Source organism: Kitasatospora sp. NPDC096147 (assembly GCF_044763225.1).
In the GTDB taxonomy this organism is placed as follows: Bacteria; Actinomycetota; Actinomycetes; order Streptomycetales; family Streptomycetaceae; genus Kitasatospora.
Genome location: NZ_JBIWFX010000004.1, coordinates 596,706 through 621,292 on the forward strand (window position 1 = coordinate 596,706; position 24,587 = coordinate 621,292).

Here is a 24,587-nt window from a genome sequence, read left to right on the forward strand (position 1 = left end):
TTTAGGCGCGGGGGGCGGTGTGGGCGGTGGGGGGGGGGGGGGGGCGGGGGCGGGGGGGGGGGGTGGGGGGGGGGGGGGCCCCCCGGGCCCCCCCCCCCTCCACGTCGTCGGTGGTCCGGTGCGGGTGTCTCAGTAGGCCTGCTCGGCCTGCTCCGCCAGGATCGAGCGCAGCCGGGTGGTGCGCGGGCGGGCCGGTCGCTCGGCCACCGCGTGGGCCAGCGCCGGACCGGCCGCGTGCACCACGGAGAGGTGCCGCTCGGCCCGGCCGAAGACCGTGTAGACCCACTGCCTGGTCAGCCCCGCAGCGGCGTCCTCGGGCAGCACGGCGACCACGCCGGGCCAGCGGCGGCCGACCGCCTGATGGCCCGTCAGCGCCCAGGCGTGCCGCAGCTCGCCGGCCTTCGCGGGCGGCAGGGTGAGCCGGTCGCCGTCGGTCAGCTCCACGTGCAGGCCGGCCGCGTCGCCGTCCAGCACCCGGCCGAGCCGGAGCACGCCCGGGGCGGGGGAGTGCACGACCCGGTCGCCCGGATCGAAGCCGCCGAACCGACCGGGGCCGGGGTTGAGCCGGGCCTTCGCCGCCGCGTTCAGCGCCCGGGTACCGGCGGTGCCGCCGTGACCGGGCGTCAGCAGCACCACCTGCTCGGCCGGGATGCCGAGGGCGCGCGGGATGGAGTCGGTGAGCAGCTGCACGGCGCGGTGCACCGCCTCGCCGCCGTCCTTGGCGGTGAGGATCACCACCTCCTTCTCCGGCGCGTCGACCGGCTGGAGCTCGCCGATGCCGACCGAGGAGACCAGCTCGCCGATCGGACCGAAGTCCGGCGTCCGGGAGGCGACCGCCGGGCAGGTCTTGGCGGCCAGCAGGTCGGCGAAGAACCGGCCGGGCCCGGCCGACCAGAGCTGGCCCGGGTCGCCGCTGAGCACCAGCCGGGTGGAGTCCGCCAGGGCCTCCAGCAGGGTGGCGGCCAGCTCGACGTCGATCAGCGGGGCGTCCAGCACGATCAGCAGGTCGAGGGCGAGCGAACCGTCCGGCGCCCGGCCGGGGCCGTCGGCCCCCGCCAGCAGCTCGCCGAGCACGGCCACCTCGGCGGCTCCGGTCCGGGCCCGCAGGACGTCCCGGCCCTCCGCCGTCCAGGTCGTGGCCCAGGCCCGCAGGCCGAGCCCCCGGGCGGCGGTGAGCAGTACGGCGGGCTCCGCGCGGGCCGCCTCGCCGCCGGTGTGCAGCACCACCGGGTGCTCGGCGACGGCGCGGACCAGGGCGGTGGCGGAGGAGGAGGGCGCGGCCACGGCGGCGGCCTCCCAGGCGGTCGGGCCGGGCTGCACGGGCTCCTCGGTCGCCCGGGCCTCGTCCTGTCCGGCGGGTGCCGCAGGAGCCGACGGGGCGTCGGCGGGCCGGTCGGCGGCCGGGTCGGTGTCCTCGGCCGCCTCCTCGGTGGCCCCGCCGGTCCCGGCGCTGGCGGTCTCCCCGGCGTCCTCCGGGTCTCCGGTGTCCTTGACGTCCTCGGTGCCCTCGTCGTTCTCGCCGCGCCCGTGGTCCTGGCCGGGGCGGTCCGTCGGGACCGCCTCCCGGGCGGCCTGGTACTCCTCGTCGGTGCCGGGCACGAAGGTGGACATCACCCGAACGAGACCGTCGGCGAGGCTCTCCTCGGCGAGCGCGAGCCGCTCCAGCGCGAGCAGCGTGCGCATCGGGGGCTCGTCGTCCTCGTCGTTGCCGGACGGGCGGTGCCCGGGCAGCTCCTCCTGAAAGGCCATCACCAGGCCGTCCATCACGACCTCCTGGAGCGCGGCGGCCGCGTCCGGCAGGCCGAGCCGCTCCAGCCCGGTGGCCACCTCGCCGATCTCCGCGGCCGAGTCGCCGCGCAGCGCGGACTGCTCCAGCAGCCACGGCACCAGCGCCCGGGCACGGCGCGGGTCGCCCGGGCCGGCGGCGGGGCCGAGCAGGCCCCGGGCGAAGTTGTCGGCCTGGTCCGGCCGGACACCCGGGAGGGTGAGCACCGCCCAGGGGTCCTCGCGCAGTGCGCCGGCCGCGCCCTCGCCCAGCACGGCCACGGCGGCCGGGGCGAAGTCGGCCGGGGCGCCACCGGCCGTCAGCACCTCGGCGGCCTCGCGCAGCGCCTGCTCGCGCTGCCCGTCCACCGGGCCGGCGGCCGGGGCCGCGTTCGGCCCCGAGGCCGTGTCCCGGCCCGTCGCCGGGGTGGCCGTCGCGCCGCCGACCGTGCGGATCGCCTCGGCGAGCGCGGCGACGGTGGCGGCGGTGTCGGCGCCGGGCTCCGTCCGTGAGGTCGCCGGGGGCGCTGGCGGTGCCGGGGGCGCCGCCGGGGGTGTTGCCGTCGTGCCGTCAGTTCCCGGCTCCGGAGCGCCTTCGGCCACGTTCTCCGCTTCCTTCACGTCGCCCACCACTTCGCTCCTACAGCTCCGTCCAGCCCTGGTCGGGGTAGCGGTGCACCGGGGCCGAGACGTCGTCCAGCGCACCGCGAATCTCACCCGGAAGCGTAAGCGCTTCCACCGACAGGGCCGCAGCCAGCTGGGTGGCGGTCCGGGCGCCGACCAGCGCGCTGGCCACCCCGGGACGGTCCCGGGCCCAGGCGAGGGCGACCGCGAGCGGGCTGCTGGCCAGGCCGTCGGCGGCGGTGGCGAGGGCGTCCACGATCCGGCGCGAACGGTCGCCGAGGTACGGCTGGACGAAGCCGGAGAGGTGCGGCGAGGCCCCGCGTGACTCGGGCGGCACGCCGTGCCGGTACTTGCCGGTGAGCACGCCGCGGCCGAGCGGGGAGGAGGCGATCACGCCGAGTCCGGCGTCCAGCGCGGCGGGCAGCACCTCGCGTTCGATGCCCCGCTGGAGCAGCGAGTACTCCATCTGGGTGGAGGCCAGCGGCACCCGGCCGGGCACGGCGCGCTGCCAGGTGGCGGCCTTGGCCAGCTGCCAGCCGCTGTGGTTGGAGAGACCGACGTACCGGGCCCGGCCGGAGGAGACGGCCAGGTCGAGGGCGTGCAGCGTCTCCTCGGTGGGGGTGCCGGGGTCGAACGCGTGCACCTGCCACAGGTCCACGTGGTCGGTGCCGAGCCGGCGCAGCGAGCCGTCCAGGGCGGCCAGCAGGCCGCCCCGGGAGGTGTCGAAGCGCCGACCGGAGTCGGGGGTGCTGCCGGCCTTGGTGGCGATCACCAGCTCGGAGCGCGGGACCAGACCGTCCGTCAGCCGGGAGATCAGGTACTCGGCGCCGCCGTCGGCGTAGACGTCGGCGGTGTCGATCAGGGTGCCGCCCGCGTCCACGAAGGTCTTGAGCTGCTCGGCGGCCTCGTGCTCGTCGGTGTCCCGGCCCCAGGTCATGGTGCCCAGGCCGAGCCGGGAGACCCGTAGGCCGGTGCGGCCGAGATGACGCTGTTCCATCGGGCAGGCCCTCCGTCGGCTGACCCGCGCCCGGTGGCCCGGAGCGGACGTCGGGCCCGGCCGGGGCCGGACGTCGGACGCCGGACCGGGCAACGGCGCAGGTGAGGGAAGGTTCCTCCCCCGTCGGCCGAGCGTAGCGGCCCGGGGGCGGCGCGCCGTGCCGACGTGCCGGGGGTGCGACACGCGCGGGCACCTACCGGCGGGTAGCTTGACCGGCTACGCTCCGTCCAGCGGCTCGCCGGCGGGCGGCCGGGCCACCACGACACCCCCTCCGGAGGGCATCACATGCGACTCGGCATCAACCTCGGCTACTGGGGCCTCGGCATGGACTCCGACAACGTCGCCGTCGCCCAGGAGGCCGACCGGCTCGGCTACGCGGTCTGCTGGGCCGCCGAGGCCTACGGCTCGGACGCGGCCACCGTGCTCTCCTACGTGGCCGCCAAGACAGAGCGGATCGACGTCGGCTCCGCCATCTTCCAGATCCCGGCCCGCACCCCCGCGATGACCGCGATGACCGCCGCCACCCTGGACACCCTCTCGGGCGGCCGGTTCCGGCTCGGCCTCGGCGTCTCCGGTCCGCAGGTCTCCGAGGGCTGGTACGGCGTCAAGTTCGACAAGCCGCTGGCCCGCACCCGGGAGTACGTGGAGATCATCCGCAAGGCGATGTCCCGCGAGCGGCTCAGCCACGAGGGTGCGCACTGGACCCTCCCGCTGCCCGGCGGCCCGGGCAAGCCGCTCAAGCTGACGGTGCATCCGGTCCGCGAGCACATCCCGCTCTACATCGCGGCGATCGGCCCGAAGAACCTGGAGCAGACCGGTGAGATCGCCGACGGCTGGCTCGGCATCTTCTTCGCCCCCGAGCACGCCGCGCTCTCGCTGGACCCGCTGACGGCGGGCCGCGCCAAGGCCGGGCAGACCCTGGAGGGCTTCGACCTCTGTCCGACCGTCGCCATCTCGGTCGGCGACGACGTCAAGGCGGCTGCCGACGTCCAGCGGCCGTACACCGCCCTCTACGTCGGCGGCATGGGCTCCAAGGAGAAGAACTTCTACAACCAGCTGGCCCGACGGATGGGCTACGAGCAGGCCGCCGACGAGATCCAGGAGAAGTACCTGGCCAAGGACTACGCGGGCGCGGCCGCCGCCGTCCCGCACGACCTGATCGACTCCACCGCGCTGCTCGGCACCACCGAGCGGATCGCCGACCGGATGCAGGCGTACGCCGACGCGGGCGTCACCACGCTCACCCTCGCCCCGGCCGGCTTCACCCTGGAGGAGCGGATCACCGCGCTGCGCACCGGCGTCGAGGCGCTGGAGCGGGCCGGGCTGGCCTGATCGTCCGTCAGGTCCTGCGCCGGGGCGGGCGGGTCGCCGCGCGGGTGTCCCTGCGGGTGCGTCTCCGTGGTCGTCACGTGCGGGTCGTGGCGCGGGTGTCCTCGCGCGGTCGGCCCCGTGCAGGCGGCCCCGTGCGGCTGCCCGCGCCGGGGCGGGGCTACGGGGTCAGAGCCAGCCGCTGCGCTTGAAGACCCGGTGCAGGACCAGACAGATCGTCACCATCACCCCGACCGCCGCCGGGTAGCCCCAGGGCTGGCGGAGCTCCGGCATGTCCTCGAAGTTCATCCCGTACACGCCCGCGATCATCGTCGGCACGGCGGCCAGCGCCGCCCAGGCCGAGATCTTCCGCATGTCGTTGTTCTGCTGCACGCTGACCTGCGCGAGGTTGGCGTTGAGGATGTCGGAGAGCAGCCGGTCGAGCGCGTCCACCTGCTCGTTCACCCGGGTGAGGTGGTCGGCGACGTCGCGGAAGTAGGGCCGAAGCTTCGCGGGGACGGACTCCACCGTGCCGGAGGCCAGCCGGAGCAGCGGCTCCTGGAGCGGCACGGTGGCCTTCCGGACGCCGGTCACCTGCCGTTTGAAGGCGTAGATCCGTTCGGCCAGCCCGCGCACCGGCCGGCCCGGGGCGAACACCTCGGCCTCCAGGTCGTCCAGGTCGCCCTGGAGCGCGGTGGTGATCTCCAGGTACTGGTCCACCACCATGTCCGCGACGGCGTACAGCACGGCGGCCGGGCCCTCGGCGAGTAGCTTGGGCTCCCCTTCCAGGGCGGAGCGCAGGCCGGCCAACGGGCTGTCGTCGCCGTGCCGGACCGTCATCACGTAGCAGTCGCCGAGGAAGAGCATCACCTCGCCGGTGGAGACGGTGTGCCCGTCGGGGTGGTAGCCCAGGGTCTTGAACACCATGAACGCGGAACCGGGGAAGCGCTCCAGCTTGGGCCGCTGATGGGCCGTCACGGCGTCCTCGACGGCCAGCGGGTGCAGGCTGAACTCCTCGCTGACCAGGTCCAGCTCGGCGGCGGTCGGCTCCTTCAGGCCCAGCCAGAGGAAGGTGTCTCCGGCCTTCCGAGCGGCTGCCAACGCGTCCGAGAAGTCCTCGGGACCGGGAGTGCGACGGCCTGCGCGGTATATGGCGCTGTCGACGATCATGCGGTCCATTCTGGTCCCCGCCGCCCCGTTGCGGCCCGAGGAGAGCACCATACCGAGGGTCCGGGCCCGGGACAGGCCGTACGCTGGGCGCCATGCCGACCCTGCTGCTCGTTCGCCATGGCCGTTCCACCGCCAACACGGCGGGGGTGCTCGCCGGTTGGACCCCCGACGTGCACCTCGACGAGACCGGCCGGGCCCAGGCCGCCGAGCTGGCCGGACGCCTGGACGGCATCCCGCTGGTCCAGGCCGTCTCCAGCCCGCTGGAACGCTGCGCCGAGACCCTCGCACCGCTGCTCGCTGGCCGCCCGGAGCTCGGCCCGGCCGCGGTCGACGAGCGGCTCGGCGAGTGCCACTACGGGGACTGGACCGGACGGCCATTGGCGGAGCTGGCGGCGGAGCCCCTCTGGCGCACCGTCCAGGACCACGCGACGGCGGCCGTCTTCCCCGGCGGCGAGTCGCTGCGCGAGCTGAGCCACCGGACGGTGGACGCCGTGCGGGAGTGGAACGAGAAGATCGCCGCCGAGCACGGGCCGGACGCGGTCTGGGTCGCCTGCTCGCACGGTGATGTGATCAAGGCGGTGGTGGCCGACGCGCTCGGTCTGCACCTGGACCACTTCCAGCGGATCTCGGTCGAGCCCTGCTCAGTCACCGCGATCCGGTACACCCCGCAGCGGCCGTTCGTGCTGCGGGTCGGGGACACCGGGAACCTGGCCTCGCTGGCGCCCCGGACCCCGGCGCCGGGCACGGGCGGCGAGGGTGACGCCGTGGTCGGTGGGGACACCGGCGTCCGCTGAGGGCGCCACCCTCTGCGCGCTGAGGCGAGCGGGGCCGGCCCGGTGCTCGGACCCGTGGTGTTGTCCGGTGCTCCGTCCGGTGTTCTGCCGTGCGTTCGGCGCATGCCTGGACCGGCTGGTGTTCGGGTGGCGCCCGGTCGGGTGCGGCACCGGGCGGAGGCGGGAGTGACAGCTCGGTGCGGGGCTTCGGCCCCGACGTGACGGCGCACGTCGTGTCATCTGACGCAGCGGTACCCGCGCCGCCCCAACTGGGCTGCGCAGGCCGTAGGGTGGCCGGTGAGACCACGATCCACCGCGCGACAACCGCCGCGCTCCCCATCGCGACAGCGTCAGATCCCGGAATCCAGAACTCGGAGCGAGCACGTGCCCCGTCAGGTCCACTTCTATGACCAGCCCGAGCGGTTCGTCGCGGGCACCGTCGGCCAGCCCGGCGCCCGGGCCTTCTTCCTCCAGGCCAGTGCGCGGGGTCGGATCACCTCCGTGCTGCTGGAGAAGGCCCAGGTCGCCGCCCTGGCCGAGCGGGTCGAGCAGGTGCTCGACGAGGCCCTCCGCCGCAGCGACGGCGAGGCGGACATCCCGACGACGGCGCCGGCCGACCTGATCGACACCGCACCGCTCGATCTGCCACTGGAGCAGGAGTTCCGGGTCGGCACCATGGCGCTGGCCTGGGACAGCGTGGAGGAGTGCCTGGTCGTCGAGGCCCAGGCGGTCGTCGAGGGCGAGGAGGAGGCCACCGCCGAGGAGGAGGCCGACTACTACGACGAGGCGGACGAGGAGCACGGCCCCGACATGCTCCGGGTGCGGCTCAGCGGGGCGATGGCGCGGGTCTTCGCCAAGCGAGCCCTCGACCTGGTCGCGGCCGGGCGCAAGCCTTGCCCGTTCTGCAACCTGCCGCTCGACCCCGAGGGCCACCTCTGCCCGCGGGCGAACGGCTACCGGCGCTGACCGTGGAGAGCACGCGCGGGGCCGGACCACAGGCCGAGGAGACCGAACAGGCGCAGCCGGTCGGGCAGACGCGCCCGAGTGGGCGGGCCGAGCCGGGCGGAGCGGCGGAACGGCCGGCTCCGGCCGGCTCCGGCAACGGCACTGGGGGCAGGGGCAGCGGCGATGCCGGGGAGCCGGACCGGATCGAGGTGCCGACGGTGGACCCGGCCGTCGCCGCTGCACTGGCCGCCGACCCTCAGACCGCGCTGGCGCTGCTCCAGTCGGGCGAACTGGAGGTGCACGGCCGGGTCACCAGCGCCTCCAACACGGTGCTCTACTGCACCGTCACCCTGGACGGCCTCACCGCGCCCTGTGCCTACAAGCCGGTCGCCGGGGAACGGCCGCTCTGGGACTTCCCCGACGGCACCCTGGCCGAGCGGGAGGTGGCGTCGTTCCTGGTGTCGGCCGCCACCGGCTGGGGCCTGGTGCCGCCCACCGTGCTCCGCGAGGGCCAGGCCGGGCCGGGCATGGTGCAGCTCTGGATCGAACCTGACGCTGCCGCCGAGGAGCTGATCGACCTTCAGGACCCCGCAGGCCCGGAGGCCGGATGGTTGCCCATCGTCCACGCGGACGTGGGCGGCGGCCGGACCGCGCTGCTGGTGCACCGGGACGACGAACGCCTGCGCCGTCTGGCGGTACTCGACGCGGTGCTGAACAACTCCGACCGCAAGGGCGGCCACTGGATCGAGGCGGTCGACGGCCGGCTGTACGGCATCGACCACGGTGTGACCTTCGCCCAGCCGGCCAAGCTGCGCACCCTGCTCTGGGGTTGGGCCGGCGAATCGCTGCCGGAGGAGTCGGCGGAGGTGCTCGACCGGCTGGCAGGTGCACTGGACGGCGCGCTCGGCGAGGCCCTGCGCCCGTTGCTCACCGCCGCCGAACTGGCTGCCACCCGGGCACGGGTGGCAGCGCTGCGCACCGGGGGACGGCACCCGGAACCGGCTCCTGACTGGCCGTCGATTCCTTGGCCTCCGGTGTGAGGGCGTGAGGCAGCGAGGTGGGCCGGGGTGTGGGGCCGGGCGTGGAGCGAGGGTGAGTGACCTGGGTGTGGAGTGGTGCCCCGGGCAGGGGTGTAGCCCGGCTTTATTCCCGGATGAGGGCAGCTGAAGGTGTAGCGAACGCAATCCGGCCGATCTCGCGTACTGGTTAGCCTTTCAAATGATCGCGAGGTTAGAGTCGAGCCATGCATTCCTGGCCCGCCTCCGAGGTTCCCGCCCTGCCTGGTCAGGGGCTTCCCCTCCACATCCACGACACCGCCACGAACAGCGTCCGCGAGGTGGTCCCTCAAGGGCCGACCGCAGGGCTGTACGTCTGCGGCATCACCCCCTACGACGCCACCCATCTGGGCCACGCTGCCACCTACAACGCCTTCGATCTGGTGCAGCGGGTCTGGAAGGACGCCGGCCACGACGTCCTGTACGTGCAGAACGTCACCGACGTGGACGACCCGCTGTTGGAGCGGGCGGTGGCCACGGGTCAGGACTGGACGGTGCTGGCCGAGCGCGAGACCGCCCTGTTCCGTGAGGACATGACGGCGCTTCGGATCCTGCCCCCGGCCCACTACGTCGGCGCGGTGGAGTCGATCCCGTGGATCGTTCCCCTGGTGAAGAAGCTGCTCGCCTCGGGCGCGGCCTACGAGCTGGACGGCGACATCTACTTCTCCGTCGAGTCCGACCCGCACTTCGGTGAGGTCTCGGGCCTGGACCGGGAGGCCATGGTGCCGGTCTTCGCCGAGCGCGGTGGTGACCCGGACCGCCCGGGTAAGAAGCACCCGCTCGACGCCCTGCTCTGGCTCTCGGCCCGGCCGAACGAGCCCGCTTGGGACACCGAGCTCGGCCACGGCCGGCCCGGCTGGCACATCGAGTGCGTGGCCATCGCACTGCAGTACCTGGACATGGGCTTCGACATCCAGGGCGGTGGCAGCGACCTCTCCTTCCCGCACCACGAGATGGGTGCTTCGCACGCCCAGGTCGCGAGCGGTGATCACCCCTACGCCCGGGCCTACGTGCACGCCGGGATGGTCGGCCTGGACGGGCACAAGATGTCCAAGTCGCGCGGCAACCTGGTCTTCGTCTCGGCCCTGCGCCGCGAAGGTGTCGACCCGGCCGCGATCCGGCTCGCCCTGCTCGCCCACCACTACCGCAGTGACTGGGAGTGGACCCAGGACGATCTTGACCAGGCGCAGGAGCGGCTCGCCCGCTGGCGTGCCGCGGTCTCCCGGCCTGATGGTCCGTCTGCCGAGGCGCTGCTGGCCGAGGTCCGCGCCGCGCTGGCCGACGACCTGAACGCCCCGGCCGCGCTCGCTGCGGTCGACCGCTGGGCCGCCGGGCAGGAGGAGGCGGGTGGTACCGACATCGGCGCTCCGGGGCTGGTCTCCCGGACGGTGGACGCCCTGCTGGGCGTGGCGCTCTAAGGGCTGAGGCTCAGGGGTTCGACGGTCGGCGATCCGACCGACAGGGTCCGTGCCGTTCCGGGATTCTCGGAGTGGTGCGGACCCTGTCGTGTCGTCAGCCGCAGCGTCGAAGGTGACGTCGGACCTGATGCGGTGCGGGGAGTGGTGCGGACGGCTGCTGTCCGTCCGTCACTGGTCCTCGTCCGGCGGGCTCTTCGGTTCGGTGGCGTGGCCAGAGACGGGCTTCTCCCCGGTGGGGCCGAGGTTGTCCCGGCGCCTGAGGTAGCGCTCGAACTCCCTGGCGATGGCATCTCCCGACGCCTCCGGCAGTTCGGCGGTGTCCTGCGCCTCCTCCAACTGCTGGACGTACTCCGCCACCTCGCTGTCCTCGGCGGCCAGCTGGTCCACTCCGAGCTGCCAGGCCCGGGCGTCCTCGGTCAGCTCGCCCGGCGGGATGCGCAGGTCGAGCAGGTCCTCCAGCTTGTTGATCAGGGCCAGGGTGGCCTTCGGGTTCGGCGGCTGGGCCACGTAGTGCGGTACTGCGGCCCAGAGCGTCACGGCCGGGACGCCGGCGTGGGCGCAGGCCTCCTGGAGCACCCCGACGATTCCGGTCGGGCCCTCGTAGCGGCTCTCCTCCAGATCGAGCGAGCGGGCCAGCGCGGCGTCCGAGGTGACTCCGCTGACCGGCACCGGTCGGCTGTGCGGGGCATCGCCCAGCAGGGCGCCCAGGATCACCACCAGCTCGACCCCCAACTCGTGGGCGAAGCCGAGCAGTTCGTTGCAGTACGAGCGCCAGCGCATGCTGGGCTCGATGCCGCGGACCAGGACCAGGTCGCGCGGGCGCGGCTCGGTGACCCGGACCACCGAGAGGCGGGTGGTCGGCCAGGTGATCCGGCGCACTCCGCCGTCCAGCCAGACGGTCGGACGGTTCACCTGGAAGTCGTAGTAGTCCTCGGCGTCCAGTGCGGCGAACACCTTGCCGCCCCAGGTCGTGTCCAGGTGACCGACGGCGGCTGAGGCCGCGTCACCTGCGTCGTTCCAGCCTTCGAAGGCGCAGACCATCACCGGGTCGATCAACTCGGGAACATCTTCCAGCTCGATCACCCAGCGTCTCCCTCCGGACGTTCCATGGTCCCTACCTGCCCAGCCTACGGGCTTTGAAGCGTGGGCCAGGAGCGGTCGAGCCTATCCCGGAGTGGCCTTCCCGACCCACTCGGTTTTGGGATGTTCTGGACGGGTGTCTATGATTACTGGACAGGTGTCTATAAAAGGGAGCTCGTCGTGAACGTCCTCGCGAACGTCCTGGTCGGCCTGGTGGCAGCCCTCCATGCCTGGATCCTGGTGCTGGAGATGTTCCTCTGGGAGCGGGCGCCGGGCCGCAGCCTCTCCGGCTTCGACGCTGTCATGGCCAAGGCCACCGCTCCGCTGGCGGCCAACCAGGGGCTGTACAACGGCTTCCTCTCCGCCGGCCTGGTATGGGGACTGGTGGCTGCCGACCCGACCGGCTTCCGCGTACAGGTCTTCTTCCTGGTGTGCGTCGTGGTGGCCGGCCTGTACGGGGGCGCCACTGCCAACCGCCGCATCCTGGTCGCGCAGGCGCTGCCCGGTGCACTCGCGCTGGCTGCCGTGCTGGTCGCGGGATGACCGGCCCCGACCCGCGAATCCCTGCCGGCGCCGACGCCCGCTCGGACCCGCGCTCGGCCCCCCACTCCGGGGCCGGGGCCGACCCCCGATCGGGCGCCCGATGCGATCCCCGAGTCGACCCCCGAACCGAGCGCACCAGGGCCAGGCTGCGGGCCGCGCTGCTCGCGGAGTGTGCCGAGAGGCCGCTGGCCGAGGTGGGAGTGGCGGCCCTGGCCCGCCGTGCCGGGGTCGGGCGGGCCACCTTCTACGTGCACTACCCGGACCTCCAGGCCTTGGCCGTGGACGCCTGCGCCGAGGTCGTCCGGGCCGGGGTGGAGGCGCTGCACGCCTGGCGCGGTGTACCCGATCCGGCGGCCCCGCCGCCACCGCTGGTGGACTTCCTGACCGCGCTGGCAGGGCACGGCCCGCTCTACCGTGCCCTGCTCACCCCCGGAGGGGGTGGGCCGCTCGGCGAGCTGATGCACCGTGAACTGCGTGCCTACAGCAGGCGCGAGCGCGAACTGGCTGGCGCCCCGCACGCCGCTCTGGTCGCCACCGCCGTCGCCGCGACCTTCACCGGACTGCTCGCCGACTGGCTGCACGGAGAGCTTCCGGGCACGCCGGCCCAACTGGCTGCTCATTGCTGGCGCCTGCTGATCGCGCTCCACCGCACCCCCCTCGATCCTGCGTGAAGGCCGGGGCGCACCCCGCTCCCGAGGCCTTCTCGAGGTCCATCATGGACGCGTTCGCCTTCCCTGTGACCCTGACAAATGTCAGGTACCGGTGCATTCGTCCCGGTGGTTCTCTGATCTCGGCACGGGAGATCCCGAGCCGATAGAGCAGAGCGAGGAGAACCACCATGTTCGGTGCACTCGGAGTCCGCAGGCTGGTGATGGCCGGTGCGGCCCTGGCGCTCGGTGCCGCCACCCTCGGGGCAACCGCGGTCGGTGCCGAGGCCGCGAGCGGCTGCTACGGCATCGGCGGCGGAAAGTACAACTGCAACGTCTGGAAGACCGCCCCGACCTTCTGGGAGAACAACGTCCGGGCGGGCACGCTGAACGCCGGCACCAACTACTTCTACTGCCAGGCGATGGGTACCCGGATGTCGGACGGGCCGTACTACAACAAGTGGTACGCCAAGACCGACGACGACAGCGGCAACAAGGGCGTCTGGGTCAACGCCATCTACATCTCCGGGGGAGGCAACGACGAGCCCGTGCCGGGCCTGCCCTACTGCTGACGGCCGGTCAGCCCCCGTACTGCGCGAGGTAGCGCAGCACCAGGTCGACGTGGGGGCGGACTCGTTCGGGGACGCCCCCCACGTCGGCCACGGTCTTGTCGCTGGTGCGGTAGCCCGCAGTGATCAGGGCGGGAAGGTCACCGTGGACTCCGCGCCGCTTCAACTGCTGGTCCAGCCAGCAGACGTAGTTGCCCATCGTGATGATGGCGTCCGGGGCGGACATGTAGTCCTTCCTGCCGTCCCCGTCGCCGTCCTGTGCCCAGGCGTTGAAGACCGAGGGGGTCCACATCGCGATCCCGTACTCCTCGGTCTGCGGTCGGGAGGCTCGGGGGTCGAAGCCGCTCTCGGCCTTGAGCATGGCGGCGATCAGCACCGGCGTGATCTCGGGCTCGGGGCAGCGTCGGGCCGCCCGCTCGATGGGCTCGCGCAGGGCGGTCGGCACGTCGGAGTCGGGTGGTAAGGCTCCGGCCAGGGCGCTCCGGGCGGTGGAGGGGCCGGCCGGTGCCGGACCGGAGTAGGGGGCGGAGTAGGGGGCGGCGGGTGGCGCAGCAGCCGGGGTCGAGACCGTCGTCGCCGTCGGCGGTGGGGGTGCGGTGGGGGACTGGCCGGCCGCACCCGTCCGTTGCTCGGTGGGCCCGATCACGGGCAGGGCCAGCAGTAGGGCCAGCAGTAGGGCCGGGGTCACGGTCAGGCCGATCCGGCGCCAGCGCCGGGGAGGAGGGGGAGAGTGCAGGAGTCGCAGTCGTGTCACCAGCCGCTCGGCGGTCGGCCGCAGGACCTGATCGACCGCCAGGCAGTCGGAGATCAGCGTCCGCCATCCTTCCGGCAGCCGCTCGTCCAGGCGGAGCGGCGTGCTGCCCCGGGCGTAGCTCTGCGCGGTCAGCGCCCTGGCTCGCGCGGTCGCGCCGAGGAAGGGGTGCAGGCCGCCGGTGAGCACCTGGTGAGCCAGAACGCCGAAGGCCCAGACATCGGCGCTGGGGCGGAGCTGGACACCGCGCGGTCCGGACCGCTGGGACCACCACTCGGGCGGGACATGGTCCAGCGAACCCAGCGGTGGAGCGTAGGCGTGGGTGCCCTCCAACTGCGTGGTCAGCCCGAAGTCGGCGAGCCGAATGCCGCCGTCGGGCATCAGCAGCACGTTGCCGGGCTTCAGGTCGCCGTGCACCCAGCCCCTGCCGTGCATGTGGGCCAGTCCGGCGGCGAGTTGGCCGAGCATCTGCCCGACGTCGGGCAGCGGCCGTCCGGGCGCCGCCTCCTGGAGCAGTTGTTGGAGGCTCAGCTCGGCCCGTTCCATCACCAGGACCACCGCGCCGTCCAGCGCGGGGCAGGTGGGATCCCGGATGGTGGTGACGGACAGGGTGCGGATCAGGTGCGGGTGGTCGGCCCGGCGGCTGAACCGGACCTCACGACGGGTCAGCTCCGCCATGGTCCGCCGCTGCCCGGGGGTGAGCCGGCCGGGCGGCAGGAATTTCACGGCGACGGGAGTGCCATCGGCCTCGCACTCGCCGGCGTACACCCGACCCCAGGCGCCGGAGCCGATGAGTGGCCCGATCCGGCAGCCCGCCACCAGGTAGCCCGCCGGCACGTCGAGCTGGCCCGGCTCGGTCGGCATCGGCACGGCGCCTGCTCAGCCGCGCCGGACGGGGGACACGGTCGGAGCCGCATTCGGTGCGACGGGGTGGGTTGCTGCACCGAGGGCGCGCGCCCGGTCGGCCGACGCGCCGGTTCTGGGCGCGCGGACCGCACCGGCCGTGGCGTCGGCACCACCAGCGGGACTGCCGGCCGTGCCGGGCACGCCCCCTCCACCGGACCTGCTGCTCGCATCGGTTGCCCTGCTCGCATCGGCCGCCCTGCTCGTACCGGCCACCCCGCTGGTACCGGCCACCCCGCGCTGGACGGACTGAACGGGGGCGCCGGGCGGGGCAGGGGCGACGGGCCGTCCGTCGGGCGCCGCTGCCCGGGCTCTGCCCACCGGCGGGTTGAGCAGCGCGAGGTGCTCCTCGCGCACCAGGTCGAAGCGGAGAGCCAGCGAGACCAGCTCCTCCCGCTTGCGACCGGTCCGTCCACCGTCCTCGCAGTCGCGCAGGCGCAACTTCGTCTCCGCCAGGTAGTCGATGTGGTAGTTGACGGCGGATCGGGTCAGGCCCCGCCCGGTCGGCAGGGCACGGAGCCGCGCCAGTACGTCGCCGACTCCCGGTACGGCGGCGGCCGACGGGTCACGCAGTCGCGGTTCGCAGAGGGCGAGCAGGACCAGGAAGTACTTCGCCGTCGGGTCCAAGGCGAAGGGGCTGACGGTGTGTTCGCCGCCTTGGTGGTCGGGTGGCCCGTCCAGGTAGGCGTGCTGTGGTGCGAAGACCTTGAAGTCGGTGGAACCGCCGACCGAGGGAAGCACCACCCGGGCGAACTCGAACGGGACGGGTGCGCCCAGCCGCCCGGGCGCGACCTTCAGGTGCTCGCCCGCCCCCTCCATGTTCTCCACCACGTACGTCGCGGTGGAGCTGAAGTTGGAGAGCCGCCAGTAGTCCTCGGCCGCGATGATCTCGCCGGCCCGCCGGGAGACCCCTTGGTCGACGAGCTGGATCGCGACCGGGCGGTCCGGCGCACCCCGGCCGAAGTCCGCCTGTTCACCGGGCCCCATCCGGAGCAGCGGGAGCCGTTCCGAGGGGGCCGCCCCGGGGCGGCCGGGCAGTTGGACGATCACCGTGTCCATCGGGACTCCTCCCCGGCCGACGGTCGTGCGCGAATCATGCTAGACGCTCCGCTGTCATCCGGTCACCATCCGTTCGGGTGGCCCTGGTTGACCGACCTTCAGCGCACCCGCCCTCCGCCCGCACGTCGGCACTCGCACCCGCTCCCTCGATCTCGGGACCGCCAGCGCTCTCGGCGCCTCCCGGCTTGGGCCGTGCGCCTCGGCGGAGATCTGACGGGCCCTCGGGTACCGCGCCACCGCGAGAGAGCCGTCGTGCTCGTGCTTGTGCGGACCGGCGGGCCCGGTGCGCACATAGAGGTAGCGCACCCCGGTCCCCTCCGGGAGCCGCGTCAACGCGGCGACGTCGGCTTCCCCCTTCCGTCCGCCCGTCCGGGAGGGTTCGCCGGAGTGGGCCGGCCGCAGCCCGATCGCTGTGGTCGCCACCCGAAGGAGCACCAGCAACACGCCCGTTCCGGCGCAGAACAGGGCCCCTCCGCCGGTTCCAAGCTGACCGGATCCGCCGGAATCCCTTGATCAGCGGTCCTCCCTGTGGATGGCGGGCGCTCAGGATGCGGAACGGGTTCTCAGCCTCGGCCTCCGGCCGGATACCCTGACCGCGTGCGTCCCGTACACGGACGGGTCGCATAGCCGACAGCCGTCGCACCCAGGGAGTAGCCCCATGGCCACAGCCGTCCCCTCGTCCACCCCGCAGGAGAGCGCGTCCACCCCGCAGGGCCGCGCGAACGAACTGCGTGAAGCCCTCGCCACCCGCGTGGTGGTGGCCGACGGTGCGATGGGCACCATGCTCCAGGCTCAGGAGCCGAGCCTCGAGGACTTCCAGCAGCTCGAAGGCTGCAACGAGATCCTCAACGTGACCCGGCCCGACATCGTGCGCTCCGTCCACGACGCCTACTTCGAGGTCGGTGTCGACTGCGTCGAGACCAACACCTTCGGCACCAACTACTCGGCGCTGGGCGAGTACGACATCTCCGACCGGATCTTCGAGCTCGCCGAGGCCGGTGCCAGGATCGCCCGTGAGGCGGCGGACGACTTCACCGCCCGGGACGGTCGCACCCGATGGGTGCTCGGCTCGATCGGCCCCGGCACCAAGCTGCCGACCCTGGGCCACGCCCCGTACGAGACGCTCCGGGACGGCTTCCAGCAGAACGCGGCCGGTCTGATCGCCGGTGGTGCCGACGCCCTGTTGGTGGAGACCAGCCAGGACCTGCTGCAGACCAAGGCGGCCATCCTCGGCTCCAAGGCGGCGCTGGCCGAGGCCGGGCTCGACCTGCCGATCTTGGCCCAGGTCACCGTCGAGACCACCGGCACCATGCTGCTGGGCTCCGAGATCGGCGCCGCGCTCACCGCGCTGGAGCCGCTCGGCATCGACTACATCGGGATGAACTGCGCCACCGGCCCGGCCGAGATGAGCGAGCACCTCCGCTACCTGGCGAAGAACGCCCGGATCGGCCTCTCCTGCATGCCGAACGCCGGCCTCCCGGTGCTCGGCAAGGACGGCGCCCACTACCCCCTCAGTCCGGTCGAGTTGGCCGACGCGCACGACAGCTTCACCACCGAGTACGGTCTCTCCCTCGTCGGTGGCTGCTGCGGCACCACGCCCGAGCACCTGCGCGCCGTGGTCGAGCGGGTCCAGGGCCGTCCGGTGGTGGCCCGCGACCCGCAGCCCGAGCCCTCCGCCTCCTCGCTCTACCAGCCGGTGCCGTTCCGTCAGGACACCTCCTACCTGGCGATCGGCGAGCGCACCAACGCCAACGGCTCGAAGAAGTTCCGCGACGCGATGCTCGCCCAGGACTGGCAGGCGTGCGTCGAGATCGCCCGCGAGCAGATCCGGGACGGCTCGCACATGCTCGACCTCTGCGTCGACTACGTCGGCCGGGACGGCGTGGCTGACATGAAGGAGGTCGCCGGCCGACTGGCCACGGCCTCCACCCTGCCGATCGTGCTCGACTCCACCGAGCCGCAGGTGCTGCGGGCCGGTCTGGAGGCGCTCGGCGGTCGCGCGGTGCTCAACTCGGTCAACTACGAGGACGGGGACGGTCCGGAGACCCGGTTCGGCCGGATCGCCTCGTTGGCCCGCGAGCACGGCGCCGGTCTGATCGCGCTGACCATCGACGAGGAGGGTCAGGCCCGCACCGCCGAGACCAAGGTGGCGATCGCCGAGCGTCTGATCACCCAGCTCACCACCGAGTACGGCATCGACGAGGGCTCGATCCTGGTCGACTGCCTCGCCTTCACCCTGGGCACCGGCCAGGAGGAGTCCCGCCGGGACGGCATCGAGACCATCGAAGCGATCCGTGAGCTGAAGCGCCGTCACCCGGCGGTGCAGACCACCCTCGGCCTGTCCAACATCTCCTTCGGCCTCAGCCCGGCCGCCCGCCAGGTGATCAACTCGGTCTTCCTGCACGAGTGCGTCGAGGCCGGCCTGGACTCGGCGATTGTGCACGCCTCCAAGATCCTCCCGATGGCCCGGATCCCGGACGAGCGGCGCGAGGTCGCGCTCGACCTGATCTACGACCGCCGGGCCGAGGGCTACGACCCGCTGCAGAAGCTGCTCCAGCTCTTCGAGGGCGTCAGTGCCGCCTCCGCCGCCGCCTCCAAGGCGGAGGAGCTGGCAGCCCTCCCGCTGGACGAGCGGCTCCAGCGCCGGATCATCGACGGCGAGCGGAAGGGACTGGAGGCCGACCTGGACGAGGCCCTGACGGAGCGTCCGGCCCTCGACATCGTCAACACCACGCTGCTCGCGGGCATGAAGGTGGTCGGTGAGCTGTTCGGCTCCGGCCAGATGCAGCTGCCGTTCGTGCTCCAGTCCGCCGAGGTCATGAAGACCGCGGTGGCCCACCTGGAGCCGCACATGGAGAAGTCCGAGGACGAGGGCAAGGGCACCATCGTGCTGGCCACCGTCAAGGGCGACGTGCACGACATCGGCAAGAACCTGGTCGACATCATCCTGTCCAACAACGGCTACACCGTCGTCAACCTGGGCATCAAGCAGCCGGTCTCGGCGATCCTGGACGCCGCCCAGGAGCACCGGGCGGACGTGATCGGGATGTCCGGCCTGCTGGTGAAGTCCACCGTCATCATGAAGGAGAACCTGGAGGAGCTGAACCAGCGTCAGCTGGCCGCCCAGTTCCCGGTGATCCTCGGCGGTGCCGCGCTGACCCGCGCCTACGTCGAGCAGGACCTGCACGAGATCTACGAGGGCGAGGTCCGCTACGCCCGGGACGCCTTCGAGGGCCTGCGCCTGATGGACGCGCTGATCGCGGTCAAGCGCGGCGTCCCCGGCGCGGCCCTGCCGGAGCTGCGCCAGCGCCGGCACGCCCGGGTCCAGGTGGAGGAGCCGGAGGAGGTGAACCTCGGTCAGGTCCGTTCCGACGTGGCGGTGGACAACCGGGTGCCGACCCCGCCGTTCTGGGGTGACCGGATCGTCAAGGGCGTCCCGTTCGCCGACTACTCCTCCTGGCTGGACGAGGACGCGCTCTTCAAGGGCCAGTGGGGCCTGAAGGCCGCCCGGGCCGGGGAGGGTCCGTCCTACGAGGAGCTGGTGGAGACCGAGGGCCGTCCGCGCCTGCGGATGTGGCTGGACCGGCTGCAGACCGAGGGCTGGCTGGAGGCCGCCGTGGTCTACGGCTACTTCCCGGCCGCCTCCAAGGGCGACGACCTGCTGGTCTACAACTCGGACGGCAGTGAGCACACCCGCTTCACCTTCCCGCGCCAGCGCCGTGGTCGCCGCCTCTGCCTGGCGGACTTCTTCCGTCCGGAGGAGAGCGGCGAGCGCGACGTGCTCGGCCTCCAGGTCGTCACCATGGGGAACCGGATCTCCGAGGCGGCCAACGAGCTGTTCGCCGCCAACGCCTACCGGGACTACCTGGAGCTGCACGGCCTCTCGGTCCAACTGGCCGAGGCGCTGGCCGAGTTCTGGCACGCCCGGGTCCGCTTCGAGCTGGGCTTCGGCGACGAGGACCCACAGGACGTCAAGGACATGTTCCAGCTGAAGTACCGGGGCGCGCGGTTCTCGCTCGGTTACGGGGCCTGCCCCGAGCTGGAGGACCGGGCCAAGATCGCCGAGCTGCTGAAGCCGGAGCGGATCGGCGTGGTGCTCTCCGAGGAGTTCCAGCTCCACCCGGAGCAGTCGACGGACGCGATCGTGATCCACCACCCCGAGGCCAAGTACTTCAACGCGAGGTAACGAGGTAGCCGCGCTCCGTTCGTGTCGTTTCGGCGGGCGGGGCGTATCCTGGATCACCCTGAACGGGCCGGTTCGCTCACCGCGGACCGGCCTGCGTCATCTCCGGGGACGCCCGCCGACGGGAAGGACGCCCACCATGACCACGATCTCCACCGCCACCCAGCTGCCCGGCCGGGGCGACGGACTCGACCCGCAGGCCGTCCTGCTGGACATGGACGGCACCCTGGTCGACACCGAGCACTTCTGGTGGCAGGCGGAGGCCACGCTCTTCGCCGAGCTCGGCCACGAGCTGAGCGAGGCGGACCGCATGCACGCGGTGGGCGGCCCGATGAGCCGGGTCCTCGACCACCTGATCGCGGTCACCGGGGTGACGCTCACCCCGGCCGAGCTCACCGTGCTGGTCAACCAGCGCTTCCTGGACCTGCTGGCCGACGGCGTCCCGCTGATGCCCGGCGCCGAGCGGCTGCTCAACACGCTGGCCGCGCACGGCATCCCGGCCGCCCTGGTCTCGGCCTCGCACCGGCACGTGATCGACATCGTGCTGGAGGGCCTGGGGCGGCACCACTTCGCCTTCACGGTGGCCGGTGACGAGGTGGCCCGCACCAAGCCGCACCCGGACCCGTACCTGGCCGCCGTGGCGCGGTTGGGCGCCGATCCGTCCCGCTGCGTGGTGGTGGAGGACGCCCCGACCGGGGTGCGCTCGGCCGAGGCGGCCGGCTGCCCGGTGATCGCGGTCCCCTCGGTGGCACCGATCGACCCGGCCCCGGGCCGGACGGTGATCACCTCCCTGGAGCAGCTCGACCTGGAGCTGCTCCGCTCGGTGGTGGCCGCCCGGGTCTGACGGTCGCCCATCAGGTCACTGGTCATCCATCGGGCCCACGGTCATCCGCCAGGCCCACGGCCGCCCAGTAGGCCAACGGTCAGCCATCAGGGCCGGGGAGCACTCCGACGTGCGCGATCTGACGGACAGTCAGGGCCAAGTCGGACACTCACCCCCAAGCCGGCCCCAGGTGTGACATTGCCCACCCCGGGCCATGATCCGGCTGCCGCACCGGGGGATGAATCGGGCATTGCCTGACAAGACGTCAAGGTTCCGGCTCGGACGGGCCGATTCGTGATCACTGCCGGTGATATTCGTACATGTTCGATGTGGCACGCTTCATCGGGTTCAGTGACCCCACGCCCGACCGTCGCACGTTCTCACCAGGGACAAGCGACTTCGGCAGCCACCGGCTCACCGTCGGTCCGTCCGAGAAGGAACGTTCCCGCATGACTTCTGCCTACCGTCTGGCCGTGCTGGCGTGTGCCACCCTGGTCGTCACCTCGGCCGCAGGCTGCGCCTCGGCCAAGAAGGTGGTGTCCGGCGGTGACGACAAGGGCGCCATCACGATGGGGACGACCAACGTCACCACGGTGCTCGACCCGGCCGGTGCCTATGACGCCGGTTCCTGGCTGGTGCTCAACAACACCTTCCAGTCGCTGCTCAAGTTCCCCTCGGGCGCCTCGACTCCGCAGCCCGACGCGGCCGAGTCCTGCGCCTTCACGGGCGGCGGCACCAGCGTCTACAAGTGCACCCTGCACAGCGGGCTGAAGTTCTCCAACGGCCATCGGCTGACCGCCCAGGACGTGGTCTTCTCGGTCGAGCGGATGAAGAAGATCGCGGACGAGAGCGGTCCGTCCAGCCTGCTCTCCACGATCGAGAAGGTCACCGCCAAGGGCGACCTCGAGGTGGAGTTCCAGCTGAACACGCCGGACGCGGTGCTCCCGGCCAAGCTGGCCACGGCGGCCGGTGCGATCGTGGACCACGAGGTCTTCCCGGCCGACAAGCTGCTCCCCAACGACAAGCTGGTCGGCTCCGGCCCGTACAAGATCGACGCGATCGAGACCGGCGGCGGGAACGGCAGCCTGGCCAAGGTCACCCTGAGCGCCAACGGTGACTACAAGGGCGAGGCCAAGCTCCAGAACAACAAGTTCGTGGTCCGCTACCTCGCCGACGGCGATGCGCTCAAGGCCGCCCTGGAGGCCGGTGACATCGACCTGGCCGACAACAGCCTGGACCCGGCCACCTCGGCCCGGCTGAAGGACGAGCAGCTCAGCGGCTCCGGCAAGTTCAAGGTCGCCGAGGGCGACAGCGCCGAGACCCGCTACATGGCCTTCAACACCAAGGACGCCATCGGCGGCAACCCGGCCGTCCGCCAGGCGGTCGCGCAGCTGCTGGACCGCAAGGTGCTGGCCCGCGACGTGTACGCGCGCACCGTGCAGCCGCTCTACTCGGTGGTGCCGGCCGGCATCACCGGCCACAACACCGCCTTCTTCGACCGCTACGGCGAGCCGGACGTGGCCAAGGCCAAGAAGATCCTGACCAACGCCAAGGTGCAGACCCCGGTCAAGTTCACCCTGATGTGGTCCCGCTCCCGGGCCGGCGACGCCGAGGCCAAGGAGATCAAGAAGCAGCTGGACGCCAGCGGCCTGTTCCAGGTGACGGTCCAGCAGGAGGCGGACTGGACCGCCTTCCAGAAGGGCTGGACGGACGGCGCGTACCAGGCGTACACGGTCGGCTGGACCCCGGACTACGCGGACGCGGACAACTTCGTCGGCCCGCTGCTGGTCGACGGCGGCGCCTTCCACACCGGTTGGGACGACCCGAAGATCAGCCAGAAGCTGCTCCCGGAGAGCATCAAGCAGACCGACCGCAGTGCGGGCGGCGCCTACGGCCAGGTGCAGAACCTGGTGGCCGAGTCGGTGCCGATCCTCCCGATCTTCCAGAACAAGGCGTTCTACGCCACCCGCACCGACATCACCGGCGTGGACGGCACGGTGGACACCACCGGCGTGTTCCGCTTCTGGGAGATCGGCCGCGGCAAGAAGTGACGCGCGGCGCCACCGGCTGACGCGCCGTCAGCCGTGACGCGAAGGAGGCCCGCCCCACCGATCGGTGGGGCGGGCCTCCTGCTTGCGGCGCCGTTACCTACAAGCCCCGTTACCTGCAAGCCCCGTTACGTGCGGCCCCGCCAGGTGAGCCCATCACGTGCCGTCAGGGCGGACCGGCTACTGGGCTCCCGGCCGGACCAGGCCGCTCTCGTAGGCGTAGACCGCCGCCTGCACCCGGTCCCGGAGCTGGAGCTTGGTCAGCACGTGCCCGACGTGCGTCTTCACCGTGGTCTCGCTGACGAACAGCTGGCCGGCGATCTCCGCGTTGGAGAGCCCGCGGGCGACCAGCTTGAGCACCTCCAGTTCACGCTCCGTCAGCGCACCCAGCGCCTGCGGCGGGGCCTCGTCGCCGGACGGCAGCTTGGTGGCGTACATGTCCAGCAGCCGCCGGGTGATCGAGGGCGCCAGCATCGCCGCACCGTCGGCCACCACCCGGATCGCCTGGACCAGTTCCTCGGCCGGGACGTCCTTGAGCAGGAAGCCACTGGCCCCGGCCCGGAGCGCCTCGACCACGTACTCGTCCAGGTCGAAGGTGGTCAGCACCAGCACCTTGGCCGGACCGTCCCGGCCGGGGCCGGCGATCCGTCGGGTGGCCTCGACCCCGTCCATCCGGGGCATCCGGATGTCCATCAGCACCACGTCCGGCTGGAGCGCGCGCACCTGGTCGAGCGCCTGCTGTCCGTCCCCGGCCTCGCCCACCACCACCAGGTCGGACTCGGCTTCCAGGATCATCCGGAAACCGGTTCGCAGCAGTGGCTGGTCGTCGACCAGCAGCACTCGGATCGTCACTCGGACTCCTTGCTCGTCTCTTCGCTCGTCCGTCCCGCAGCCGGCCCACCGGCCGGTCCGGGACCCTCGTCGTCCGTCCGCCCCGGGAGCGGAAGCACGTCCGCCCCGAGGCCGTCCCCGTCCGGCCGCCGCTGCAGCGGCAGCGGGTAGGGCGGGGGAGTGCCACCGAACTCCGGGCAGCTGGCCTTGTGGTCGCACCAGTCGCAGAGCCGGTTCCGGGTGGCCGGGAAGTCCCCGGTGGCCACGGCCCGGTTGATGGTCTCCCAGAGGGCGGTGAGCTTGCGCTCGACCGCCAGCAGGTCGGCCTCGTCCGGGTCGTAGGTGACCACGTCGCCCCCGCCGCCCAGGTAGACCAGCTGGAGGCGCTTGGGCAGCACGCCCTTCCACCGCCAGACCACCAGGGCGTAGAACTTCATCTGGAACATCGCCTTGCCCTCGAAGTCCCGCGAGGGCGCGCGGCCGGTCTTGTAGTCGACCAGCCGGACCTCGCCGGTCGGGGCGACGTCCACCCGGTCGATGTAGCCGCGCAGCAGCAGGCCGGAGCCCAGCACCGTCTCCACGTAGAGCTCGCGCTCCACCGGGTGCAGCCGGGTCGGGTCCTCCAGCCGGAACCAACGGTCGATCAGCTTCTCGGCGTCGCCCAGCCAGCGGGTCAGCGCCGCGCCGTCGGGGTCCTCCGGGAACAGCCCGGCCAGCTCCGGCCGCTCGCCGAGCAGCCGCTCCCACTGCGGCCGGAGCAGGCCGAGCGCCCGCTCCGGGGTCCGCTCGGCCGCCGGGCTGTCGAACAGTCGCTCCAGCACCGCGTGCACCACCGTGCCCCGGGTGGCCGCTGAACTGGGCGGTTCCGGAAGCTTGTCGATCACCCGCAGCCGGTAGAGCAGCGGGCAGGTCATGAAGTCGCCCGCCCGGGAGGGCGAGAGTCCGGTCGGGGCCAGGGCCGGCCGGGGTGCGGCGGGTGCCCCGGCGGAGCGGTCGGTGTCGTGCTGCATACCCATGACCCTATTGCCCCGGGCTGCCATCCCGCCGTCACCCCACTGTCACGGGCCTCCGCCCACGGGTCACCGCCCACGGCTCG

18 protein-coding genes and 1 pseudogene are annotated in these 24,587 nt (G+C 72.6%); 11 read left to right on the forward strand and 8 right to left on the reverse strand.

Features of this window, described 5'->3' with window-relative positions:
* Positions 1-129 precede the first annotated feature (129 nt).
* Positions 130-2,394 carry an ATP-binding domain-containing protein gene (locus tag ACIRBX_RS16760; protein WP_402297352.1) on the reverse strand — a complete coding sequence of 755 codons (2,265 nt, stop codon included), beginning with the start codon at positions 2,392-2,394 and terminating at the stop codon, positions 130-132.
* A 10-nt stretch (positions 2,395-2,404) separates the two neighbouring features.
* Positions 2,405-3,385: an aldo/keto reductase gene (locus ACIRBX_RS16765; RefSeq protein ID WP_402297353.1), complete on the reverse strand. Its 981-nt coding sequence runs from the start codon at positions 3,383-3,385 to the stop codon at positions 2,405-2,407.
* A 285-nt stretch (positions 3,386-3,670) separates the two neighbouring features.
* On the opposite strand from ACIRBX_RS16765, the gene ACIRBX_RS16770 reads away from it, so the two are divergent.
* Positions 3,671-4,717, forward strand: coding sequence for an LLM class F420-dependent oxidoreductase (locus tag ACIRBX_RS16770; RefSeq protein WP_402297355.1), 1,047 nt, complete (start codon positions 3,671-3,673; stop codon positions 4,715-4,717).
* 165 nt (positions 4,718-4,882) lie between these two features.
* On the opposite strand, the gene ACIRBX_RS16775 is transcribed toward ACIRBX_RS16770, so the two are convergent.
* The gene (locus ACIRBX_RS16775; RefSeq protein ID WP_402297357.1) at positions 4,883-5,872 is read right to left on the reverse strand and encodes a magnesium and cobalt transport protein CorA; all 990 of its coding nucleotides are present in this window, start codon (positions 5,870-5,872) and stop codon (positions 4,883-4,885) included.
* A gap of 83 nt (positions 5,873-5,955) precedes the next feature.
* Here ACIRBX_RS16775 and ACIRBX_RS16780 point away from each other — a divergent pair, with 83 nt between their 5' ends.
* The 4 genes from ACIRBX_RS16780 to mshC all read left to right on the forward strand — a co-directional run bounded on the left by ACIRBX_RS16780 (position 5,956) and on the right by mshC (position 10,054).
* Entirely contained in the window at positions 5,956-6,657 is a 702-nt protein-coding gene (locus ACIRBX_RS16780) for a histidine phosphatase family protein (protein WP_402297359.1), read from the forward strand.
* Between the two features lie 363 nt (positions 6,658-7,020).
* Positions 7,021-7,602: a DUF3090 family protein gene (locus ACIRBX_RS16785; RefSeq protein ID WP_402297361.1), complete on the forward strand. Its 582-nt coding sequence runs from the start codon at positions 7,021-7,023 to the stop codon at positions 7,600-7,602.
* A 221-nt stretch (positions 7,603-7,823) separates the two neighbouring features.
* The gene (locus tag ACIRBX_RS16790) at positions 7,824-8,621 is read left to right on the forward strand and encodes an SCO1664 family protein (protein ID WP_402297637.1); all 798 of its coding nucleotides are present in this window, start codon (positions 7,824-7,826) and stop codon (positions 8,619-8,621) included.
* Between the two features lie 203 nt (positions 8,622-8,824).
* Positions 8,825-10,054 (forward strand): cysteine--1-D-myo-inosityl 2-amino-2-deoxy-alpha-D-glucopyranoside ligase, encoded by a 1,230-nt coding sequence (mshC, locus tag ACIRBX_RS16795; RefSeq protein WP_402297363.1) that lies wholly within the window; start codon positions 8,825-8,827, stop codon positions 10,052-10,054.
* Between the two features lie 168 nt (positions 10,055-10,222).
* Here mshC and ACIRBX_RS16800 read toward each other — a convergent pair whose 3' ends face one another.
* A complete protein-coding gene (locus ACIRBX_RS16800; RefSeq protein WP_402297365.1) occupies positions 10,223-11,137 on the reverse strand; it encodes a PAC2 family protein in 915 nt (304 codons plus the stop codon).
* Positions 11,138-11,314: 177 nt separating this feature from the next.
* Between ACIRBX_RS16800 and ACIRBX_RS16805 the strand changes: the two genes are divergently transcribed.
* From ACIRBX_RS16805 to ACIRBX_RS16815, 3 genes are all read left to right on the forward strand, one after another.
* Complete coding sequence (locus tag ACIRBX_RS16805) at positions 11,315-11,677, forward strand: DUF1304 domain-containing protein (RefSeq protein WP_402297366.1); 363 nt, start codon at positions 11,315-11,317, stop codon at positions 11,675-11,677.
* 146 nt (positions 11,678-11,823) lie between these two features.
* Positions 11,824-12,348: a TetR/AcrR family transcriptional regulator gene (locus tag ACIRBX_RS16810; protein WP_402297639.1), complete on the forward strand. Its 525-nt coding sequence runs from the start codon at positions 11,824-11,826 to the stop codon at positions 12,346-12,348.
* A 167-nt stretch (positions 12,349-12,515) separates the two neighbouring features.
* Positions 12,516-12,896 carry a hypothetical protein gene (locus ACIRBX_RS16815; RefSeq protein WP_402297368.1) on the forward strand — a complete coding sequence of 127 codons (381 nt, stop codon included), beginning with the start codon at positions 12,516-12,518 and terminating at the stop codon, positions 12,894-12,896.
* Positions 12,897-12,903: 7 nt separating this feature from the next.
* On the opposite strand, the gene ACIRBX_RS16820 is transcribed toward ACIRBX_RS16815, so the two are convergent.
* Both ACIRBX_RS16820 and ACIRBX_RS16825 read right to left on the reverse strand, forming a co-directional pair.
* Positions 12,904-14,508: a serine/threonine-protein kinase gene (locus ACIRBX_RS16820; RefSeq protein ID WP_402297370.1), complete on the reverse strand. Its 1,605-nt coding sequence runs from the start codon at positions 14,506-14,508 to the stop codon at positions 12,904-12,906.
* Positions 14,509-14,853: 345 nt separating this feature from the next.
* Positions 14,854-15,606, reverse strand: a pseudogene (locus tag ACIRBX_RS16825) (serine/threonine protein kinase); the annotation flags it as partial.
* A 658-nt stretch (positions 15,607-16,264) separates the two neighbouring features.
* Between ACIRBX_RS16825 and metH the strand changes: the two are divergent.
* The 3 genes from metH to ACIRBX_RS16840 all read left to right on the forward strand — a co-directional run bounded on the left by metH (position 16,265) and on the right by ACIRBX_RS16840 (position 22,663).
* The gene (gene metH, locus ACIRBX_RS16830) at positions 16,265-19,792 is read left to right on the forward strand and encodes a methionine synthase (RefSeq protein WP_402297372.1); all 3,528 of its coding nucleotides are present in this window, start codon (positions 16,265-16,267) and stop codon (positions 19,790-19,792) included.
* 136 nt (positions 19,793-19,928) lie between these two features.
* Positions 19,929-20,633, forward strand: coding sequence for an HAD family hydrolase (locus tag ACIRBX_RS16835; RefSeq protein ID WP_402297373.1), 705 nt, complete (start codon positions 19,929-19,931; stop codon positions 20,631-20,633).
* Between the two features lie 428 nt (positions 20,634-21,061).
* On the forward strand, positions 21,062-22,663 hold the full coding sequence (locus ACIRBX_RS16840) for an ABC transporter substrate-binding protein (protein WP_402297375.1): 1,602 nt from the start codon (positions 21,062-21,064) through the stop codon (positions 22,661-22,663).
* Positions 22,664-22,840: 177 nt separating this feature from the next.
* Here ACIRBX_RS16840 and ACIRBX_RS16845 read toward each other — a convergent pair whose 3' ends face one another.
* Both ACIRBX_RS16845 and ACIRBX_RS16850 read right to left on the reverse strand, forming a co-directional pair.
* Complete coding sequence (locus tag ACIRBX_RS16845) at positions 22,841-23,512, reverse strand: response regulator (RefSeq protein ID WP_402297376.1); 672 nt, start codon at positions 23,510-23,512, stop codon at positions 22,841-22,843.
* The gene (locus ACIRBX_RS16850) at positions 23,509-24,501 is read right to left on the reverse strand and encodes a RecB family exonuclease (protein WP_402297377.1); all 993 of its coding nucleotides are present in this window, start codon (positions 24,499-24,501) and stop codon (positions 23,509-23,511) included. The genes ACIRBX_RS16845 and ACIRBX_RS16850 overlap by 4 nt, the downstream gene beginning before the upstream one ends.
* Positions 24,502-24,587: the final 86 nt, after the last annotated feature.

Coding starts and splice junctions, on each gene's coding strand:
- ACIRBX_RS16765 (WP_402297353.1), bottom strand. CDS start 3,385: ATGGAACAGCGTCATCTCGGCCGCACCGGCCTACGGGTCTCCCGGCTC.
- ACIRBX_RS16770 (WP_402297355.1), top strand. CDS start 3,671: ATGCGACTCGGCATCAACCTCGGCTACTGGGGCCTCGGCATGGACTCC.
- ACIRBX_RS16775 (WP_402297357.1), bottom strand. CDS start 5,872: ATGGACCGCATGATCGTCGACAGCGCCATATACCGCGCAGGCCGTCGC.
- ACIRBX_RS16780 (WP_402297359.1), top strand. CDS start 5,956: ATGCCGACCCTGCTGCTCGTTCGCCATGGCCGTTCCACCGCCAACACG.
- mshC (WP_402297363.1), top strand. CDS start 8,825: ATGCATTCCTGGCCCGCCTCCGAGGTTCCCGCCCTGCCTGGTCAGGGG.
- ACIRBX_RS16815 (WP_402297368.1), top strand. CDS start 12,516: ATGTTCGGTGCACTCGGAGTCCGCAGGCTGGTGATGGCCGGTGCGGCC.
- ACIRBX_RS16820 (WP_402297370.1), bottom strand. CDS start 14,508: ATGCCGACCGAGCCGGGCCAGCTCGACGTGCCGGCGGGCTACCTGGTG.
- metH (WP_402297372.1), top strand. CDS start 16,265: ATGGCCACAGCCGTCCCCTCGTCCACCCCGCAGGAGAGCGCGTCCACC.
- ACIRBX_RS16835 (WP_402297373.1), top strand. CDS start 19,929: ATGACCACGATCTCCACCGCCACCCAGCTGCCCGGCCGGGGCGACGGA.
- ACIRBX_RS16840 (WP_402297375.1), top strand. CDS start 21,062: ATGACTTCTGCCTACCGTCTGGCCGTGCTGGCGTGTGCCACCCTGGTC.
- ACIRBX_RS16850 (WP_402297377.1), bottom strand. CDS start 24,501: ATGCAGCACGACACCGACCGCTCCGCCGGGGCACCCGCCGCACCCCGG.